The sequence below is a fragment of the Thermovirga lienii genome (assembly GCF_036847465.1).
GTDB classification, from domain to species: domain Bacteria; phylum Synergistota; class Synergistia; order Synergistales; family Thermovirgaceae; genus Thermovirga; species Thermovirga lienii.
Window position 1 is genome coordinate 1 of the sequence record NZ_DAITZW010000033.1, and the last position, 20,892, is coordinate 20,892.

Annotated in this window: 20 protein-coding genes; 10 read left to right on the plus strand and 10 right to left on the minus strand. The window is 41.9% G+C overall.

Features of this window, described 5'->3' with window-relative positions:
• Positions 1–79 precede the first annotated feature (79 nt).
• The 3 genes from V7Z69_RS08070 to minD all read left to right on the plus strand — a co-directional run bounded on the left by V7Z69_RS08070 (position 80) and on the right by minD (position 3,252).
• A complete protein-coding gene (locus V7Z69_RS08070) occupies positions 80–1,003 on the plus strand; it encodes a DNA adenine methylase (protein ID WP_334139531.1) in 924 nt (307 codons plus the stop codon).
• 374 nt (positions 1,004–1,377) lie between these two features.
• Positions 1,378–2,370 (plus strand): single stranded DNA-binding domain-containing protein, encoded by a 993-nt coding sequence (locus tag V7Z69_RS08075; RefSeq protein WP_334139532.1) that lies wholly within the window; start codon positions 1,378–1,380, stop codon positions 2,368–2,370.
• 30 nt (positions 2,371–2,400) lie between these two features.
• The gene (minD, locus tag V7Z69_RS08080; RefSeq protein ID WP_334139534.1) at positions 2,401–3,252 is read left to right on the plus strand and encodes a septum site-determining protein MinD; all 852 of its coding nucleotides are present in this window, start codon (positions 2,401–2,403) and stop codon (positions 3,250–3,252) included.
• A 104-nt stretch (positions 3,253–3,356) separates the two neighbouring features.
• On the opposite strand, the gene V7Z69_RS08085 is transcribed toward minD, so the two are convergent.
• From V7Z69_RS08085 to V7Z69_RS08115, 7 genes are all read right to left on the minus strand, one after another.
• The gene (locus V7Z69_RS08085) at positions 3,357–3,674 is read right to left on the minus strand and encodes a hypothetical protein (RefSeq protein WP_334139536.1); all 318 of its coding nucleotides are present in this window, start codon (positions 3,672–3,674) and stop codon (positions 3,357–3,359) included.
• A gap of 26 nt (positions 3,675–3,700) precedes the next feature.
• Positions 3,701–3,856 (minus strand): hypothetical protein, encoded by a 156-nt coding sequence (locus tag V7Z69_RS08090; RefSeq protein WP_334139538.1) that lies wholly within the window; start codon positions 3,854–3,856, stop codon positions 3,701–3,703.
• Positions 3,857–4,037: 181 nt separating this feature from the next.
• Entirely contained in the window at positions 4,038–4,781 is a 744-nt protein-coding gene (locus tag V7Z69_RS08095; protein ID WP_334139540.1) for a hypothetical protein, read from the minus strand.
• 32 nt (positions 4,782–4,813) lie between these two features.
• Positions 4,814–5,332: a hypothetical protein gene (locus V7Z69_RS08100; RefSeq protein WP_334139542.1), complete on the minus strand. Its 519-nt coding sequence runs from the start codon at positions 5,330–5,332 to the stop codon at positions 4,814–4,816.
• Positions 5,322–5,747: a single-stranded DNA-binding protein gene (locus V7Z69_RS08105; protein ID WP_334139543.1), complete on the minus strand. Its 426-nt coding sequence runs from the start codon at positions 5,745–5,747 to the stop codon at positions 5,322–5,324. The genes V7Z69_RS08100 and V7Z69_RS08105 overlap by 11 nt, the downstream gene beginning before the upstream one ends.
• A gap of 69 nt (positions 5,748–5,816) precedes the next feature.
• Positions 5,817–6,212, minus strand: coding sequence for a dATP/dGTP diphosphohydrolase domain-containing protein (locus tag V7Z69_RS08110; RefSeq protein ID WP_334139545.1), 396 nt, complete (start codon positions 6,210–6,212; stop codon positions 5,817–5,819).
• A gap of 2 nt (positions 6,213–6,214) precedes the next feature.
• Positions 6,215–6,793, minus strand: a complete 579-nt coding sequence (locus V7Z69_RS08115; RefSeq protein ID WP_334139546.1) for a RuvC family protein — start codon at positions 6,791–6,793, stop codon at positions 6,215–6,217.
• A 267-nt stretch (positions 6,794–7,060) separates the two neighbouring features.
• On the opposite strand from V7Z69_RS08115, the gene dnaE reads away from it, so the two are divergent.
• From dnaE to V7Z69_RS08150, 7 genes are all read left to right on the plus strand, one after another.
• Complete coding sequence (gene dnaE / locus V7Z69_RS08120; RefSeq protein WP_334139563.1) at positions 7,061–10,648, plus strand: DNA polymerase III subunit alpha; 3,588 nt, start codon at positions 7,061–7,063, stop codon at positions 10,646–10,648.
• A 79-nt stretch (positions 10,649–10,727) separates the two neighbouring features.
• On the plus strand, positions 10,728–12,047 hold the full coding sequence (locus tag V7Z69_RS08125; RefSeq protein WP_334139548.1) for a hypothetical protein: 1,320 nt from the start codon (positions 10,728–10,730) through the stop codon (positions 12,045–12,047).
• A gap of 32 nt (positions 12,048–12,079) precedes the next feature.
• Positions 12,080–13,663 (plus strand): hypothetical protein, encoded by a 1,584-nt coding sequence (locus V7Z69_RS08130; protein ID WP_334139549.1) that lies wholly within the window; start codon positions 12,080–12,082, stop codon positions 13,661–13,663.
• A 27-nt stretch (positions 13,664–13,690) separates the two neighbouring features.
• Positions 13,691–14,380 carry a hypothetical protein gene (locus V7Z69_RS08135; protein ID WP_334139550.1) on the plus strand — a complete coding sequence of 230 codons (690 nt, stop codon included), beginning with the start codon at positions 13,691–13,693 and terminating at the stop codon, positions 14,378–14,380.
• A gap of 84 nt (positions 14,381–14,464) precedes the next feature.
• Positions 14,465–15,808 carry a hypothetical protein gene (locus V7Z69_RS08140; protein WP_334139552.1) on the plus strand — a complete coding sequence of 448 codons (1,344 nt, stop codon included), beginning with the start codon at positions 14,465–14,467 and terminating at the stop codon, positions 15,806–15,808.
• Between the two features lie 94 nt (positions 15,809–15,902).
• Complete coding sequence (locus V7Z69_RS08145) at positions 15,903–16,316, plus strand: hypothetical protein (RefSeq protein WP_334139554.1); 414 nt, start codon at positions 15,903–15,905, stop codon at positions 16,314–16,316.
• Positions 16,317–16,475: 159 nt separating this feature from the next.
• Entirely contained in the window at positions 16,476–17,741 is a 1,266-nt protein-coding gene (locus tag V7Z69_RS08150) for a hypothetical protein (RefSeq protein ID WP_334139558.1), read from the plus strand.
• Between the two features lie 255 nt (positions 17,742–17,996).
• On the opposite strand, the gene V7Z69_RS08155 is transcribed toward V7Z69_RS08150, so the two are convergent.
• The 3 genes from V7Z69_RS08155 to V7Z69_RS08165 all read right to left on the minus strand — a co-directional run bounded on the left by V7Z69_RS08155 (position 17,997) and on the right by V7Z69_RS08165 (position 20,451).
• A complete protein-coding gene (locus tag V7Z69_RS08155) occupies positions 17,997–18,764 on the minus strand; it encodes a recombinase family protein (protein WP_334139560.1) in 768 nt (255 codons plus the stop codon).
• 291 nt (positions 18,765–19,055) lie between these two features.
• A complete protein-coding gene (locus V7Z69_RS08160) occupies positions 19,056–19,889 on the minus strand; it encodes a hypothetical protein (protein ID WP_334139561.1) in 834 nt (277 codons plus the stop codon).
• 13 nt (positions 19,890–19,902) lie between these two features.
• Entirely contained in the window at positions 19,903–20,451 is a 549-nt protein-coding gene (locus V7Z69_RS08165) for a hypothetical protein (RefSeq protein ID WP_334139562.1), read from the minus strand.
• Between the last annotated feature and the right edge of the window lie 441 nt (positions 20,452–20,892).

Here is a 20,892-nt window from a genome sequence, read left to right on the forward strand (position 1 = left end):
GTCTATGGGCAGGACGGAAAGCTGAAAAAAGAGTGGAAGAAAGAGTAACTTTGATGTCAACTACCCCACCCTATAGAGGGTGGAGCTTGTAAAAGCTCAAGTTGACTACCCTAAGTCCTTCGAGGACTACGTTAGATTAAGGGAAGAACGAGGTGAGATTATGAAAAGAAATCCACATGTTGCTCCTGTGTTGAAGTGGGCAGGAGGGAAGCGGCAATTACTAAAAGAAATAAAGAAGCATATACCAGAGAAATTTTCAACTTATTATGAGCCTTTTTTAGGCGGTGGGGCTGTTTTATTCGAACTACAACCTAGTGAGGCTGTAGTGAATGATATAAATGAGGAATTGATAAATGTTTATTTAGTAATTCGGGATCATGTTGAAGAACTCATTGAAGAATTAAAAAAGCACGAAAGAAAAAATAGTGAAGAATATTATTATAAAATAAGAGCACTAGATAGAGACAAGAGAAAGTATGAGCAATTAAGTAACATAGAAAAAGCTGCGAGAATAATTTATTTAAACAAAACATGTTATAACGGTTTGTTTCGTGTAAATTCACGAGATCAGTTTAATGTTTCTTATGCGAGATATAAAAATCCAAATATTGTGAATGAAGTTACATTAAGAGCAGTAAGTAATTATTTTAATAAAGCTAAAATAACTTTTAAATGCGAAGATTTTGAAGAAGCAGTTAAGGGGGCAAGAGAGGATAGTTTTGTGTATTTTGATCCGCCTTATGATCCCGTTAGTGATACAAATAGTTTTACAGAATATAATATAAATGGGTTTGGCAAGGAGGATCAGTTAAGGCTTAAGGAATTATGTGATAAATTAAATAAAAAGGGTGTAAAGTTTCTACTTTCAAACTCACCAACAGATTTTATTTTGGACCTGTATAAAGATTATAATATAACAATAGCCCAAGCTAATAGGACAATTAATTCAAAAGCGGACAAAAGAGGAAAAGTTGATGAAGTGCTGGTGAAGAATTATGAGTGAGACAAAGAATGATATTGTATGGGAACGAATTTTTAACATAAACATCAACAGAAGTCACCCATTTCTATAAGTGGGTGATGAATGTTGCAAAAATATATGCAGAAGTTACCTTGACCACGAAGCTGCCACTTCTATAAGTGGGGGTAGTTCACAGGCTAATGTTGAAGAGTTATCTAAACTTTTACAATATATGCAGTTAAAAGACCTATTTGATAAACAAAAAAGATATCGTATAGAGCAATTCCTAGACTTGTTAGCTGAACCCAATGAAGTACTGAAGTCTGAAGAATATTTTGAGCAATAATAGTCAACTACCCACCACCTATAGAGGCGAGTGTCTTCTTGCATAGTTTTAAGATAAAGGAGGTTAGAACATGGCTAATGACGACATGTTGAAACATTCAGAGTATGAGGAGTTTGACGACAGTCTACTTGATGACGATGAGATGGAGGAAGAACACGAGGGGGACAGTTCTGAGGAAGAAGACGTACAGGACCTCCAGCAGGAGGGCATGGATTCTGTTGATATAGATGGGGCGTTGGAGCTTTCCATGTATGAAAACATGGTCTCTGTGACGGGACGCCTCCACTACAGTAACGAGATTAGAGTCCATCAATCTGCTTTTGGCCCTTACGCCACTTTTGCTCTCTTGATGAAGACAAAAGGGAAAGACGAGACTATACGAAAGTGTTTTTTGCGGACTATCGTCTACGGCCAAAACCTTATAGCTTTGGTTAAAGGCCTCCAGAAAGGGACTTTTATCAAGGTTACGGGTTCTTTGGATACCTACAACAATTCCATGCAGATAAAGGCAAAACAGATAACTCCGATTCTCACGTTAGATCAGGCGATGGCGATGGTTGTCGAGTCTCAAAGGGAGGAAGGTTATGTGAGCGAGGTAGAAAAAGAAAGGCTGGCGCAGGTTATGAGTACCAAGGGAATGTACGAAGGTGAAGAGGAATCTATGGAACTCCAGCAGGAGAATCCTTTTGATCTTTTGGATTTAGACGGGGTTCCTATAGAAGTACTTGAGGAATATGCCGAGATTTTAGAGAAGTTAGAATCAGGTGATGAAGACGATGAGGATATCGATATTTCTCCTGAAGTAATCAGAAAGATTGATGAGCTGGCTCCTCAAGTTCTGTCCGATCCGGAGCGCAAGGCGGAGGCTGTGGCATTTTTGAAGAGGCTTTACAGTAGGATGAATAACATGGACCTGACGGCTGGGCAAGACGGCGGTAGTGAAGCTGTGGGGCAAAAAGAAGCGAAGGAGCAGAAAGACACAGAGAATAAAAAGAAGCCGCCGATGCCGAAGACCAACAAGGCTTTGAGTCTTTTAAGGAAGCCTCGTAAGTCTTTCCTGTAAAACCAGTTGTTTTTGTGGAGGGAAAAGAACATGCTGCAGGTGTATTCTAGGCCAGAAAAAAATACTGCAAGCAGGGTAATAGCAGTTGCCTCTGGCAAAGGCGGAGTAGGTAAAACTATGTCTACTGTTGGATTGGGGAGAGAGCTGGCGAAACTGGGGCATAAGGTACTGATCATTGACCTGGATACAGGGTTAAGAAATGCGGACCTTATTATGGGAGTGGAGAACAGAGTAGTGTTTACGCTCTGGGACGTAGTCAAGGGGCGTTGTGCGCTCCATAAGGCTCTGGTATACGACAAGAAGTATAAGCGGTTGTTGCTGCTGGCGACAGCACAGCATTGTACTGCCGATGAGTTTGATGTTGACGAGATCGCTGAGGTGTGTCGTCAGGCAAGGTACGGGTTTGACTACATACTTCTTGACTGTCCTGCGGGAATTGAGAGCGGGTTTCAGCAGGGCCTTTATTCTGCCGATGAGGTTGTAGTTGTCACTACGCCTGAGATGTCGGCCATCAGGGACGCTGACAAGGTGGTTGGTTTTGCGCAATCACTGTCCAAGCCTGTATCTGTACTGGTAAATATGGTACGGGCAGATATGGTAAGTGCAGGAGACATGTTGTCTTTAGAGAACGTGCAGAGCCTGTTGTGTGTTCCTCTGTTAGGGTATTTACCGTATAGTGCCGAACTTTGTGAAGGGAAGGATCTTCTTTATGGTGAGGGACGTATGAAATACCCTGAGGCGGTGAAGAAGGGCTATACAGAGGCTGCATTAAGGCTTGCAGGTGCCGATATGCCCCTAAAGGATATTCCAGAGGCTCCCTTTACCGAAAAGCTGAAGTATAAGCTGCGGAGGAAGCTCCCTATTTTGAGTATTGTAAGATAAACGTGGCGGGGTGCTCCCGCCACGCCGTTTTTATCTTCCTCTGTCAACCATTTTGCTATTTTTGTTTCGTGAATGCCATTAAGACCATTCCGCTGCTTCTTCTGCTACACGTCTCCTGCTGCTACACGTCTCCTGCGTTCAAGCACTATCTTAATTGCTTGGCTTATATGCATATCCAATTCGTAGGCTAAATATCTTGGATACTCTGTCAATTTGGAAGATATTCTTACTACTAAAATTGTCTTGTCACATTTTTCTCCCCACGGGTAAAGAGCCCAATAAAGACATCTTGTCTTGCCCCCGCTTATCCATTGCCATTTCTCGAAGAATCCAGGTTCGCAAGGAAGATGTTTACCCCATTCAACAATTTCGTACAAAAACTGTCTTGAGTAGCTGTTATGTAGACACCGTCTGGGCTTCATAATTTTTAATGGATATAAGCGAGTCACTATTCTCCCTCCTTATCTTTTTCCTCTAAATATCTGAGGATCATTTTATTCAGTTCTGCCTGTATAGAAGAATCTTTCTGTATGACTTTTATTTTAAAGCGTTTATATACGTCTTCTGGAACACGAACCATTATTCGTTTTTCTTTTTCAGTCATAATCAACACTGCCCTCCTTTTGTTTGTTTAACTGCCTTCTAACTAAGGTATAGCAACATACAGCAAACACGTCAAGTTGACATGATAGGCTTATGTTTTTGCATAATTGTATCTTAAGGTGCATGTTAGGCATACACCTTTTCCCAGAAGGAGTAGGGGGGAATTTGTGTATTGATGTATATCAGCGAAGCCACACGACTTCTTGTTGCCCTCCGCCGAGCCTTTGCACTTCCAGCCTTTCAGAAGTGTGGTTCAGATAGCATCTTACGGCAGGATCTATCTCAAGAGGGAACAGGCTTGGAGCATTCAATATTGTGTCTAGGCACACAGAGTTTGCATTGTGAGCATATAGATATGCTTCAGTCAGCCATGCAAAAATTTCAGGTTTGTCTACTGACAGGGCAGGTCCCGCTGCATATATGCCCGAAGGACGACGATAACCTACAACCACTGCGTCCTGCAGTACTCCCCAATCAGTCATAGTACGCAGCACACACCGCACAGCGTTCTTAACTGTAGGCCGTTCTCCATATTCCTCAATAATCCGCCGGACAACGGTTGGAGAGCTTACCATACCGTAGAGTCTGATGTGGCGTCCTACATGAGTTGCAACAGCTCTAAAAAATGGATATGCCGCCATAGTCATACCCCAATGAAGTAGGAGACGGTCTTCTCTTGGGAGGTCAGCTAATAAGGCAAGGCCTTCTTGATGTAGAGGCTTCAGCTCATGAGGAGGGCAGACCCATATCTTCATGAGCATAGATCTTATAGGAACTCCTCCCTGAAACGTATTCTGTAAAATGCCTCTCATTTCTTCAGGAGTCTTACCTTCTAACATAAGACTTGCGGTATATTCCAGCCAGTGGAGGCGGAGGATTTGATTAAATCCAATCTGTTTATACTGCTTATCCGGTCGCAGTTCCATAGCTTTTACCCTCCTCACGATGCAAATTAAAATTATTTCACTATTTCCTCTTCCTCTTCCTCGATTTCTTCAGGTTCAGTAGGAGTGAGCATTTCTTCTCTAATTTTCCTCATCTCCTGCCAAGAAAGTTTTGGATCAGCATACCTGCTCACATCTATTCCTGCTTCCAATCCCATACGGATTTCTTCCATCTGAAGGAATTTATATTCAGGTTTTGCGTAGACAGAAACATCTAGCCCCTTCCGTAATCCCTCCCGTATTACACACATTTCAACCACACCAAACGCAGGATTAGCGTAATGAGAAACATCTAATCCCGCTTCTAATCCTTCTCTGATGACTCTCATCTGCCATACAGAAAATTTTGGATCGACGTACACCGATACATCTATCGGGTTTCTCTTCTTTTTCTTCTTTTTAAGTCCCAGCTCTATCTCTTTCTGCTGTTGTGGAGTAAATTGAGACATGTCTATCCCTTTCGCTATTGGAGACATCATGTTTTTTGGGGCTTTTTTTGTCCCTTTCTGTCTGCTCTTTGTTTTACATGTCATCGGTTTCTATCGCCTCCTCTAATTCATCAAAAGAATCCAATTCGTCCAAATCAAAATTGGCTGCTTCGTGGTTCTTATGATCTTTAGGAGATTTCGATGGCTGAACCTTCTTTGCTCCTATAAAGAGGACCTGTGTTGCCTTCACAAGGAGCTTGGAGATTCGTTTATTGGCCTGATTCGTGTATGTGTTCGTTGTCAACTCCCCTCGGACCAGAACCCTGCTTCCTTTGGTCAAGTATTTTGCTATATTCTCTGCCTGTTTCTGCCATGCTACAACATCGACAAAAACAACGTCTTTTTCGCTCTTACCGTTGACAGCTATTCTGAAATTAACAACATGACTGCCTGATGCAGTTACCCTTAAATCAGGATCCTGTGCCAAATTACCCGTTAAAACCACTATATTCATATCCATTGTTACCTTCTCCTTTCTCTTAATAGGGACTTATTTGTCCGCCTTTCAATCTTTTAATTCTTGATGTACTTAATCTGTTATACCCACTTTCGGCCTGTTGTCTTTCCCTATGCCACGCAGATGGTAAGCCAGCAGAAAGAGAATATTGCACGCTGCACTTGCCAGATGGCAACACCCGCTCTCAGGGTCTATATCTTCTCCTTTTTGCCAGAATGCCACCAAATGCCTCATAGCGGCCGAAAATGGACGGTCCCAACTCATTCCTCTTTCCCAATTCCTTTCTTCATACTTGCTGGCACCATATGTCATTGTCTTAGCGACTTCTTCAAGAGCGTCCCACGGAAGCAGTGCGTAGCGAGGCTTATCTTGATCATACTTAATCCCGCTTAATATTTGAAAATTCCCGTTTTTCTGCAGATTTTCATGGCTAATAACTTTACAGTTTTGCAAAACCCCTCCAGACATAATTAAAGTCCTCCTTTGCCTTCAGCGAAAACATATTCAAATTCCTTTTCCCCCTTCTGTTGATGTGGATGAACAAAATTGCTGAGATACAACTGCCTTCCGTACTCAGCAATACACACAGCATCTGCTAGACCACTTCTTTTGTGCCTATGGGTAACAGGCAGTTCTGAAACTATCTCCAACGCCTTAGCAATAGACTTTTCTTTGATGTCTGCCTCTGTGCGGTCATATAAAACCCCTTTCTGCCATTCTTTTGGAGGAACATATGTAACAGGAACCTCAAGAAGATCTAAAACGCCAACTATACCTCCAAATATCTCTCCCACCTTGAAGGTAGATTTGACGCTTTGGTGGGGCATATATATAGGCTTTTCAACTATGCAGAAATATATCTTGTCCTTATGCCTCTCAAGGGTGTTGTACAGCTTCAAGGTGTCCAACACCTTGGTTTTTTCTGTATTGACACGCATAGGAAGCAGAAAGCATTTTGTCTGTTTGCCGTCCAGAGACACAATACACCCTGCTCCGTATATACCGGGGTCAATTCCAAGCACATAAGAGTTTTTGATATCAAAAACCATTTTTCAGCCTCCTTTACCATGTATATAGCGCTGTGAGTCCTGATAAACAACTATGGTGTGGCGTAATTTTACCGATCGTCCGCCACATATTTAGTGCAGCTACACATATAAATATATTTGTGAGACATATTTTTATCTGCATTTTCGACCTGTATAAAAAAATTGCTTAAAGATATAAGTCTGGTTTAGTCCCATTGAAAAACACTATATTTTTTATAGCACTCAATAACGGAGGGGTGGGGCAGGTTGAAATCTAAATTTATTCCCTTGCATGTGCACAGTGAATATTCCTCGCTAGATGGGGCAATTATGATTTCTGAATACGTCAATTGGGCGTGCAGCCACAATTTGCCTGCTGTGGCGGTTACCGACCACGGCATAATGGCTTCTGCCGTGCCATTGAAGCGGCAGTGCGATGCAGTAGGTATAAAGCCTATCATGGGGTGTGAGTTGTACGCTGAATCGTTTACAGGCGGGGGTCAACAGGAAAATTATCATCTTTTAGCTCTTCCATTGACACAAAAAGGGTTTAAGACGCTTATCCGTCTTTTGTCTTTGGGATACAAAGACAATTTTTATAAAAAGCCTCGTATTTCCCTGTCTATGTTGGAAGAAATTGGCTGCGAAGACATATTTTTTTCTACGGCATGCGTTCAAGGAGAGCTGTCGCAGATGCTGCTGCGCAACGACAGGGAGGGGGCTGTACGTTTCATAGATACCATGAAGGCACTATTGAAAGATAACTTTGCTGTGGAGCTTATTGACACAGGCCCTGATGCCATGGTGTCTAATTCTCTTTCACAGTATGAACTCAATCAAATGCTCTATGACTTGGCTCATTCTTGTGGAGTCAAGACCATTATGACTACCGATAGCCACTATTTTACGGAAGATAAAGGTTGGTATAACGCTCTTTTGGCGGCACAAATGAAGACGACGCAAGAGGCAATAGAAGCGGAGTGGGGAAAACCTTTAGATCTTTCTCTTCGTTCTCCTGATGAAATGTGGGAACGGTGGAGGGGAACATATACAGATGCTCTGCTCAATACGGTTGAGATAGCGGAAAGGGTAGAGAATTTCCCAATAGCGTTAGATAAACCGCTCCTGCCCAAACTTCGTCTGGACGTATCTTTACATGATTTGGCTAAAGACAAGCTAGAACGCAAGATAACAACAAGAAAAAACAAAGAGGAATATAGGGCTAGATTAGATCGAGAGCTGTCAGTCATATCTCAAATGGGATATGAGGACTACTTCTTGATGGTTTGGGACGCCGTCAACTGGGCTCGCCAACAGGGTATTGCTGTTGGTCCCGGAAGAGGTTCAGCAGCGGGAAGCCTTTTAGCTTATGTACTGGAGATTACGCAGGTAGATCCTCTTCAACATGGACTTCTTTTCGAAAGGTTCTTGAATCCTGAGCGTGTCAATATGCCTGATATAGATCTGGATTTTGAAGACGCGCGGAGAGATGAAATTATAGGCTATTTGAGGATGCAGTATGGAGAAAATGCTGTTGTCCCAATAGCCAACTACATCAGAATGCACCTAAAAGCCGCTTTGAGAGACGCCATGCGGGTTTTAGGGCATGATGTAGGCCCTAACAGTATAGGAGATAGTTTTGTCCGTTACGTGTCATCGCAGGTTGATGAGACAGAAGAGTACGACTATGACACCTTGATGCAGGTGGCTCAAGGGTTCGCTAAGCTGGAATCTGGTGTCAAGGCAGATGTGTTGCGCCTTGCCACAAAGCTATCCAACAGGATAAGAAACTATTCAAAACATGCCTGTGGTGTGGTAATAGCTCCTCCAGATGTCATTGAGTATGCTCCTCTTTACCGTCTGAATAACGAGATTATTTGCCAGTACAACATGGACGCCATAGACTATATGAACTTGGTCAAGATGGATATCCTTGGCCTTTCTACACTGACTGTTCTTAGAAAGACTTATGAAAATGCGCTAGTATTTGACCGGAAGACGCCTTCTCCTGACGATATTTACATGTATTTGAACTACGGAGACGAGGGGTACGTAGACAGCAATATTTCTCTTGAATCAGTAGACAGGGCCTACAATATGCTGCAGGCAGGAGATACTACAGGTGTTTTCCAGATGTTTTCTTCAGGTATGAGAAAACTTCTGCGTGCTTTAAGCCCTCAAAATATCGAGGACCTTTCTGTTCTGATCGCCCTGTATCGCCCTGGTCCTTTATCCTCCAACATCACAAATACGTTTGTGAACAACAGAAAATACGGGCGAAGTGCAGGAAGCGGTCAAGCTCTGTTCCCTCAGTCTATGAATGCGGTGATAGAAGGCATTACCTCTGATTCTGATGGCCTTCCGATATATCAGGAGCATGTCATGAGAATTGCTCAGGAAGTAGCAGGATACTCATTGGGTGAAGCAGACCTCCTACGCCGCGCTATGGGGAAGAAAAAGGCTGAACTCATGCAGTCTTTAATGGAAACTTTTGTAGAGAGATCGGTAAAACAGGGATATACAGAGGAAGATGCACGACAGACCTTTGAGGTTCTTCAGCATTTTGCAGGGTATGGGTTCAATAAGTCTCACAGTATGGCTTATGCCTTTCTGGCCTTCGCTACTGCTTGGTATAAAGCAAACAGGCCTGCGGTCTTTTGGGCTGCTTTTCTGGATTCTAAAAGGCAGCAGGTCAAAAGGGAAGAACTTGCGACATTTCTTAGGGAAGTAAGAGCGTGGCACACAGTACTGTATCCTATGGTTCTTCCTAATGAGAGTACGGAAGAGGCAATCAGCACTAGGGCTGTAAGGGATGCTGGCGGCATAGCTTTGTCCGCTTCAGAAGTATGGAAAAGTAATCAATGTTGGAAAGTCATATTGGGACTGAACTTCATCAAGGGTTTTGCAGGAGGCAAACTGGAAAACCTGAAGAATATTCCTTCTGATGTGAAGTCTTTGGAAGAGCTGGCTATGTTTATGGTTGTGGATCATCGAGGGAAGGCTATCCCTGAAAAACAAGCAGCGGCCGCTTTTATGGGAGGTTTTTTTGATTATTTATTTAAAGATGATTTTCAAAAACGTGGCGTTTCTCCTCTTGGCTTCAGAACCGCTCTTTTGATGTGCAACAGTACAGAATCTATGCCTAAGGATTTAGTGGCGGCCCTCTCCAAAATGATGGGAGTATTCAAAAAGAGTTCTATGTCTACTGAAGAGTGGGTGCGCAAGGAGCTGTTGAAGGTAGACAGGGACTTCTTTACTGCTGTGTTTGGTTTCACAGTGTCCAAATTGCGGAGCCGCATGCAGTTAAAGAGGAGTTGGGACGTAAGTCGCATTCAGGGTTTTATTGAAGATATTTTCAGCAAGGTTGTTGATTGTTTGTGTCAATATTCTCAAACACTATCTGAGCGAGCTTCTGACGATGCTGTGTTTAAAAGATATCTCCGGTCGCTTATTTATGAACAGGAACGTGAGGTATTGGGCGAAGGAGTAATACTCACAAGGGATATGTTGTTTAAAGAACAGGTGGATATTTGGGCAGAAGAATTTTATATGGCAAAGAAAAAAATATTAAATGGACAGAATTATGAGTTGTCTTTTTTAAGTACAGACGGACAACTCCGCATAGGAGGGTATGTCAATCAGGTTTTTCAAAACAAAGAAGGAGGTTTTTCTTTGGTTTTGGAAGGGCGCTTTGGAAGCAAATTTCCTGCGGTGTTTGTGCCCATAGGCAAAAAGGATTTTCAGAGGATTAAGAATCATATCGGAGATTTGGTAGTAGTTGAAGGTGGTTTTACAGGAGGAGGACATTGGCAGACTAGAGAAGTCAAGACTCTCACGTCTATTGCTGCGGAGATGGAGGTAGCTGTAGCACGCTAAAAAAGAGTATAAGAGAACAAAACTTATAGACTTGTAAATGAATGTAGAGATACCACAATGAGGATCAGGAGGTGTATTGATGAAAATCCGTCATCTAATATGTCTTGTTTTATTGCTTTCACTTCTGGTGGGAGGTAAAGCATATGCTAGTGACACTGATGATTACGGACCTATAGACCTATACGACACTTTGAAGACTGCTATCCTGAAATCTGATGAACAGTTAAAAGCACAGTTAAGAGAAGATGGCGACAGGACGTTTTGGCAAAAGGCAATTTTTGCCAATCAATGGCTGATAACTAGAGCTCTTACACGGGGGGTTGACAATGTAGATGAAGCCATCTCCCTTATTCAGGGAGATCCAACGCTCCTTAAAGACGTTCTTCTTTCATACCTCTATGCTGCTGTGTATTTAGAGGCCGACAGAAAAGAAGAGATAGACAAGGTTGCAGATATGACGCCAGAGGAGGTCAAAGCCAAACTGGAAGAGTACGGTCTCCTTGCAGAGAAAGCTGAAAGTTTTCAGGCTTTTGGGAGCTTTTTAGCAGAAGCAAAGCCATATCTGCTTGATAAGCCTATTTTTGACCGCATGGCGACCGCTTCTTTGTATCTTCTCTTTCTCTTTATGGTGATTAGGCTGGGGTTCGGCATGTACAAGATTGTTGTCGGCAATGATGCCCGGGGCAGCCACGAACTCTTTACAACAATCATCAAGACAGGGCTTATTTTCATAATTATTTTCCACTTGAAGAGTCTTATCTTCGGCGGGATTCACATGAGTGACGCTCTGCGGAACATGATTGTCAACAAGGATATTGATATAGGTGATCTGGTTACACAGATGCTGCATGCCAAAATGGCTTTGGCTAACATTGATCCTGATGTCAGTTTGTGGGGCGTTATCAGGAGCAATGCTTCTGCTTTCTTGACCAATATTTTAGGTGCAGTGGCCTTCTATATAGCTGCTGCAACGCTGTTTATATTGATGCTTTTAGGTGATGTTATGATGGCTATAACTGCAATTGTAGGCCCTTTAGTCTTTGTTCTTTCACTTCTTCCTTCCTGTGAAGGGTATATTGGGCGTTGGGTAAGGGGCTGTTTTACCTTCCTCTTATATGGTCCGCTGGCGGCAGTGTATGCATATATATTGATTGCTCTATTGGCAATAGGGCTTGATACTTCGCCACTCATATTCATCGTAATATGTGTCGCCTATGTAATGGGAGCGACCCGTGTTCCCAACATCGCAGAAAGCCTTTCTGGCGTTGTGCTTACCGGTATGGCTGTTGGACTTGCGATGGGACCTGCTTCTGTTGGAAAATCCGCTCTTACACAGGCTGCTGCGTTCGGAGGAGGAAAGGCTGCCTCAAAGATTGGTTCTATGTTGAATAAAAATTGAGGAAACGCATCATGGGAAATGAGGCGATGTGTATGAATCTCAAGATGGCGCAGAAAAGTGCGACAGGTATTTTGGCAGTTTTAGTGCTCATGTTAGCGGTTTTGGTGGGACAGGAGGCGTTTGCAGTAGATACCGAGAAGATTCTAAATATGTCTGAGGTGCTTGTCCTGCCTGATCCTCAGGCACTGGAAGAAATAAAAAACAATGTAGGCAATACGGCTACTGCATCAGACGCATTGGCATCAGGTTTTAGAAACAGTATGTATCAAAGCTCTTTAGATACGCCTATAACACGCTTTGTGTTGGGGAAAATCCGCTTCAATCTTACGGGGCTTGCGTCACTTTATGCGGAATTGGAGAAAAAGACAGATGAGGCAATATGGTCCAGTTACACCCTTGAGGACGATACGTTTAAGGGACTTATTTATGAAGATGAGACTGATACAGAGAAGGTCGCAGACGGGGCAATGTCTTCTATTGATTGGGCTTATATTGAAGACATTTTAAATGACGTACAAAAAATATTTTCCATGTTTGAGGTAAAAGTCCCTCTTCTGCTGCTCTGTGTCTTTTTTGTAGTACAGTTGGCGGTAATTATGTACCACTATGCTTTAGGAACTGAAGAAAGCATGAGGATATCTGTCCTCCATATACTTCCCCGGTTTATGCTGTTTTTTATTTTAGTCGCGACTTACCAGCAATGGGTAAGTGGAGCTATTACTATGGCAAACTACGTATCAAATTTTGTCTGTTCCCATGAGTCACAGAAGACAATTGTAAGTCTAATGTGGGAGTACGCTACAACAAATATTGAAGACGGCGGAATATGGTTAAATATAAGTGGGATTTTGCTATCCTTTTTCCAATGGCTTACATACGCCTGCATAATGATTATGTTGGTGGTAAGAGATGTTCTTTTGGCAATCACGGTACTGGTTGGAGGTCTCTGTATGGCTATGGGATTTGTTACTACCTATTCTGCAGGGGATCCTATGAGAGAATATCTTGCAGGGTGGTTTAAATCTTTCATACGACTGCTTTTGTGGGGAGTTTTTTCGTCAGCGGTCATATATTCCTTAGGTATACTCACTCTTCTGAGGGCTTCAGGTAGTGTGAATATCCTGTTTGCAGCCATCTTTGCTCTTTCGTCCCTTTACGTTGCCAAAGACCTGCCTAACCTTGCAGAGAAAATGTCTGGTCTGGCTTTGACTTCGCTCTTGGCGACTATAGCTCCTGCCATTACGAAAACAGCAGGACGAGCGATCCCTTCGGCAATGTCGCTGTCGTACTACGGTATAGGCAGAGCAGCAGCAGGGGCAGCGTCGGGAGCATCTAGACTGATACAGAGAGCACAGGATATGAAAAAACAGGCTCCTCCGATAGTTATAGCAGATACTGGAGCAGCAGGGGAAACAGGCCCATCTACAGGAGGAAGCCTTTCCCCGTCGGGGGCAACAGCAGGAAAAAATAAGAAAGGCCTCACAGATATACAGAAAGTATTTCACAACGCAATGGCGGGAATAGATCTGCACTCTCACACGTTTGACGAGAGGCATAATCAGGCTTTGAGTGACGAAGACCTGAACGAGCTAGAAGAAACACCGCCAAAGAAATAGACAAAAACATGGGAAGGGGTGTTTTTTATGCAGATAATTAGTGCTCCAACTACAACACATGAGGTTAGAAATATAATACAGGCATATCAAGCGGTTCTTCTGCCTGCTTTGCCTCCTCTACAGAGCTTGGCAAATTTCAGTAAACAGGGAATAAAACACATTGGAAGTCAAATACACAAAGACAGGATTTGCGTCCACCCAAGATATATTGAGCCTATTAGATTTGTTGGGCATACTGCATTTAAAGAAAAGAATGTGGTGGGATCCCATACAGGGAGAAGTCAAATTATCTCTCTGTATGTAAGCCCTCTGAAAGTCTACGCCTACTACAATAAAAACTTTTCCGATTTGCCATGGGAATCATTCGACCGGCTTATGAAAGCGTCAGAGACATCTATTCCTGTCTTAAAAACAAGCATGGAGACCTTACAGACAGACACAGACTCCTTTATCAAGAACATAATTCACATAGGTATCTCCCGCTTTGGGAGCATTTTTACGGAAGAACTAGCATACAGAGCATATTTATGTATGCACGCTTGTCCATCTGTTAAGATGAATTTTCTGCACGAGTCAGACAAAAAAGGCATTCAGGAGATTATCGACAGAAGCTCTACCGTACTTCTGCGTAAACCTAAATTCTTGTCGCTGATACATGAAATCTCTATGCCTACTCATGCAAGATATGAATATTATTATGAATTCGCGGACGTGTAGTGCAATTTTTAGTTTTTTAACCGAATTTCTTATATCTTTATAGTCACTGACATAAAACACAAGAAGAGGAGGAAGCGATGAGCGATGAGCGAAGTTTTCACCAACAAATTGCTCTTTGAGCATAAGAAAAACAGCAAACAGCGAAAGACACGCCTAGACAAAGCTGTTTCCAGTTTGCCTTTAAATACAGATATTTTTTACGTGAAGAACATTAAAGTGCTGCGAAATAAGCCGGCGGGGATCAATGCTTTTGCCATTTACGGCTACCACGACATGCAACAGGCTGCTTTTCGCAGGAGTCAAGGAGTAGACAATTTGTTTCATGTCCTTCATACCAATGTTCCTAGCGTAAGAGCGTCGGATATTGGAGAGCGGTGTGGAATAAAGCGTTTTTTGAAGTCTTTGGGCATCACTTATGAAATTCCTGATGAAAGGCAGCGTATCTTCAATATAGGGAACATGATAGAAGAGAAGATGATAGGTGGAGGAGAAATTCTACTGTATGTTGATAAAGACGGGAGCGTTTTATTGAACGGGGAGACTCCGTTCAATGAGTATGTTGAGCAGTATGAGATCTTGACAGATAAACCTGTATCAAGGGGCAGGTGGTATATGGCAAAAGTTAAGGGGAAGAAAGATGTTAGCTGGTTGGCGGAGGACGGTTGGGTATTTAGACATAATTATGGTGATAAAGAGGGTTTTATATATGTAATTTTTGATAATCAAGGAAGAGGAGGGGTGCTGACAGGACACTATGATTTTATATTGCTGAAGCCTAGCAACTGGGACAGGATAACAGCAGGACAAGACAGCTTTCCAGTTTACACGGGCGAAGAAAATTCATGGGTAATGTGCGATGTAAAGACCATGAACAGCAGGGTTTTTGCAAAGATATGCTCCTCCAGCATCGCAGTACAGAAACCGGAATATGACATACAAACTCTGTTGTATCAATCAGCACTCCCGAAAGGGATGAATGTCGAAAGCAGAGCAGTGTTTGCGTTTAACAAAGGGGTTCAAAGCGATGCTGTGGACCCAGAAGCTTTCTGTAATAAAGAATATGCCATCTTCCCTTTTACTGAGAGGTTTCAGCATATAGAAGAGGTAATAGAGAAGGCATATTCCACGCTGGCAAAACAAAGTCCTGTTGATTTGGATATGAGAGAGATGGACACTCAATTCTGCAACTGGTGTGATTACAAAGACGACTGTATGAATGTGCTTATACACATGACTCAGGCTGACACAGACGCAATAGAGGAGAGGTACGTCCGTCCCAAACAAGAAGGAGTGCTGCGGGAGCTCAAAAAGTGTGTGAGACTTATATCGGCGAGGACAGGGAAGGAATTGGATGTAGAACAGCTTACGCAACAACTTGTACAGCAAGCGCAGCAGAAAAACAATGTTTCTGCAGTCATAGAAAGGTAAGAAAAAGTCAGAAACAAAAACATGCGTAAAAAAACCGATGACTTATATCTTTTGTTATAGAAAACAACAGTATGGATATAAGGGGGAAGAAGACATGGAAAGAGGAGAAGCGCCAGAATTCTTGTTTCAGCTAGCGAACCTAATGCTTCCAGAAGAGAATATTGCTCCACACGAAGCCATGAGTGAAACAGAAGACGGGAATGTGTTGATTTACATTCCGTGCATCAACTGTAAAAAAGAAACATTAGTGGCTTCATTGGAAGAGAGGTATGGGGTAGCATATCTCACCATTGAGTATGAGAGGGACATAACACTTCCGCAAAACGTTGTTCTGTATGATTCGCCTTTTGTGGGGCTGTCAGACAATCGTAAAAAAGCGGAGATTAAGGTATGTTTAGATGAATTTGTTGACTTTGAGTCCACATGTGAGGCAAGATACCAAAGCGGTATGGTTATTGTAAAACTCATCAAGAAGGCGCCTAAAAAAAAGAACATTGAGCTACAGTAGGAGACAACCAGAAAAAAATACGAGATTTAAAGTCCAGCGTAATGCTGGGCTTTATTTTTATGCGACAAATATCTTAAGACTTATATATTTATTAGTAGCCCTCTATATTATTTTTTTCAACGGGTAAATTATTGTACAATAAAGGAGGTTGTATAAGAAATGGGCGCTAATAAAAAAAATAAGGAGCATTTGGTGGAAATGGGAACTTCGGCGTTTTATACAAGCATAAAGACACGAACGAATAGTGCAGTAGACGCTTACGCAGAATATTTAAGAAATAATATGCTTCAGAATTTACGGGAGAAGCTGCAGGAAAACCTTGTAGAGACGCCTCTTTTGGAAAGTTTGGAGCGATTTGAACAGTACTACGAAAAGACTGTTGGAGAAAAAGCCTCAACAAAAACAAAAATGGGGCTGCTCTCTAGATTGGTAGCCCGTATGTTTGGAGAAAAGGAGGTAATAGATACACCTGATCCTAATGAGTTTGTCAAGCGGCTTACGCCTCAAGATTATGGGATCAATATTAAAAGAGATTTCGTTGGAGAAGTGGAGCAGAGCACAGCTAGAAATATTATCCAAGAGGCAAAAGACAAGTTAAAAATAAAAGAAATAGAAAGCGCGATAGGGCGAAATATTCTTGCCCGCATCAACCAAGATCCAGACTTTGAGGTCCTCAAACACTACAATATGGTTCCTACAAAGCATATCGCACGAGTGACACGAGAGAAGATAAAACTGAAACTGCTGGAGATACCTAAAGCACACAGCCCTAACCTGAAAAGGGAATTGGCAAACGACATAGTTATGGATGTCTTTAAGGCTATGGTGATTCAGCGTATATCGGAAGCAAAGAGCCAGCAAGAGCTTGAAGCTATCAAAGCTGCTTTCACGCAATTTTTAAGGGAATACCACTATGAAAAACTCAAAGAAAAAGACTTGCATGCAATCAACAGCTTTATCGAAACAGAGGAAACTAGAAAGTACAAAAGATTATTTGAATCCTCTCCGGAAGCAAAAAAAATCAAAAAAGAATATGAACAGATATTGGCCCTTATATGCCTCAGAAATGAAGAACTGTTGAAGAAAGAATACCGAGGACTGAAAAAACTGAGGTTTTTACTTACTTCGGTCTGCAAAAAACTGGGACTGGGACATAATGATGTTGTTAAAGAAATGCAGAAGCTGAAAAAAGAGATTCAAAAACAGCACATTAAGACCATTCCTTTATACAAAGAGGTACAGAAAAGCCGTACTGTTCCAATATACGACTTTTCTTCCATTAAAGAGACGCCAAAAGTCCAACAGCCTCAGGTCACTACAGCAAGACCGAAGGTTCAGAAAAATGTGGTGCCTCTTTTTAACAGTCCTCGCATATACGATTCTCCGTCTTCAAGCGAAAGAGAAGTATTTTACGACGGCAGATAAATTACATGCACTTGACAACAGTACGCAGCAACACTATATAATATATAGGACGACGAGCAGAAGAGCTTTGGGAGGGAGAGTTTTCAGTCAGATGGCTGAAGGCTCTCCCTCCCGCTATTTTTATAAGAAGCATAGACATTTCATATACTTAATTTATAAATAACATAAAATAAACCATAATGTAACATAAGCTACATTATAGGACACATTTATAAACCAAAAATATAAATAGGAAATGGGGATGAAGAAAAAAAGTTAAAATAGTGACGGTGCTTCCTGTTTTATATTAGTCTGGTCTACAAACTCCTCGTATAGATCATTTTGGAGGATGTATCTGACTGTGCATGCGTACCATTTTTTCCCCTTGCCCTTAACAGGAACTCTCATCACATTCAACCAGCTTGCTATATCACGGAGAGACCAGCCAGCTTGGCGTTTTTCGAAAATAAATTTTACCCATTCTATTTCTTTAGGATCGGGGACTAAAGCATCTCCCTCTCTCTTAAAGCCAAAAGGCACTCTGCTGTAAATTTGATATGACTTCTTCTTATACTTCATAGACATGGCTATGCGTTCGGCTATAAGATTTCTTTCCAGCTCAGCTACTCCTGCCATAGTAGACATAAAAAACCGCCCCATAGCCGTATTGGTGTTTATCGCCTGTCCTCCCATGTCCACTAGATGTAGAGAGACGCCTAACTTATCCCATTCTTTAGTAATACTCAAAGCGTCAATGATGTCTCTAAACAGCCTGTCTAGCCTGTAAGCAACAACATGTTTGACTGCTCCCTGTAGGATCAGATTGTGTATAGCCACACCAGCAGGACGAAGGTATAGAGGTTTTCCTCCAGAAACACCTTCTTCCCTGACCACTTCAACCACATGAAGCTCATGCATTCGGCAGTACGACAGTACTCGCTCTTCCTGAGCACTCAAAGAAACTCCTTCTTTCACCTGTTCATCAGTACTGACTCTCACATAACATACCGCACAACACGCAGGATCTTTCTTCTGCTGCCTCATATCAACCACCTACACCATTTCTTTTATTGTTACTTCCCTCTCTTCTCTACCTGCCCTACTCTTGTAAAAAGCGTATTGTATAAACCCTTGTATAAAAGCATGTAGTTTTATACAGTGAAATATTGTTGAACAATCTCTATAAATCCGCTTCCTGACTGGGTTTATAGCACCTACGCATTCAGGCACACCTATATATTAACACCATATCTAAAAAACATGAAATAAACGGGTTAAAAGGGTGTAAAAACGTTGACTTTTATTGACCTTTTTATGATTTACTGCCTCCCTAAGTTATATGGCAAGAGTAAGGCCATAAGGGGATAGAATAGCCTCAACAGACAACTCCTGAACACTTGCCTGATATGCTTCCATCAGCTTCTCTTTAATTTTGCTCCTGCCCCGCAGAGCACCCTTATATATAAAGGTAATAGGATCAAATTCCCAACGGGATACTCCTTGAGACTTCTCTAAAAAGAGGGAGAAAACATTGCGGTCTCCTGAGGGAATGGCATAAATTTTTGAGGCGTGCCTAGAAACTATCACCATAGGATTATTTAAACGACTTCGCAGTACACCGCAGAAAAAACTGTCTTCCAAAAGACTGCAGTCAGACATAGTTCTGATAGTCAACGCATTGTTGTTCGCCCTTACGATTTTTTTGACGGACTGTTCAACAACTGCTTTCTGCTCCTCTACTGCTTCTCTAAAAAAGGCGTTTATATTTCTAGGATCTTCAATTACGCCAGAGATACCAAGCAGACTGAAATACGCCCCTATATTCATTGATGTGTCGCTTATACTGCCCCTCAAGAATTCAAGTCCTGCTTGAGCAATAGAAGACAATGCAGGGTCTGTTATTTCTTGTACTGCCAGCTCTAAAAACTTCTGAGCGTATACATGCTCTACTCCATCTACACTATTCAGATCTGTTCCAACACCAATACACCTATACCCTTTCTTAACAAAACTGCTGATACAAACATCAGGACACCTGCCGTCAATTACTATAGGAGCAACACCAGATTGAACATGCCGCACATACAACAGCAGACCTGCAGACAAATCCCACACAGAGGGCATAACAAATATGACAACTGGCGATTCTTCTCTGTTGTACTGCATCATCGGTGCCTTCCTCCTAACGCCCATCAAACATTCCAATGTCATAATCCTGGTCATAATCCTGATTACAAAGACTTATTGACTTTTCCTCTGTTTTCTTATTTTGACTGGCCTTTGACAATATTTTGGACACAGACTTGGCTAAAAACTTATCTAACCTCTTCTTCGAAGCCAGTGTTGCCGGCTGTACTTTGTTGTGCTGTATTTGAACCAACGCCACCTCGTCAGGGCTTGCGTATTTCTTAACCCTGTCTGCGTCAAACCTAACGTCAACAAGACAAACAAAAGGAGCAAACTTTTTAAACATATTGATCATGTTAGGAGTAAAGCTCTCATAATCTCCTATTAGTACATGCAGCGCTTTTGAATTTGTCTCTTCTTCCGCAAGAAACTCACAAAAGGCCTCATAAAAAGCGGCTTGGGTGCTGCACATACGGGTGCGAATGTTAAGATTAGGGAACATGTCTCGTATATACATTTTTATTGGCTCTATCAATTCTGCATTGGTATTCGACATTACGATAATTGCCTTATCCATTTTTGTTACAGTCTTTTTGCCTGCCATACAAACTCCTCCTTCAAAAATATTATAGGGACACTCTCGCCCCATATACCTCTAAATAAAAGATAGATGTTAAAGCAGAAGATCACCAGAATTTCAAAAAAGGAATGTTCGCTTGTATAAAAAATAAAAAAGAGGCCGATTATTCAGCCTCTTGGCTAGTCAACTTTAAAAAAAGTAAAAACCACCAAAAACTTATAAATTTATTTATGTATGAGGGTTGCATAACAAATGTGAAAAACAAAAAGGAGGAATGGCATAAAAATGGATAAAGAGAGCAAATTACTAGAACGACTTCAACAATATGAGATGTTTGTAGAGAAACTGTCGGGAACCTTGGACTTTTGACGAAGACGAAGAAGAGATAGATTATTCATTTGATATGGAACGATAAACAGCAAAAATAATATGGCTAGTAGATGGGAGGGAATATGATGTATCAGT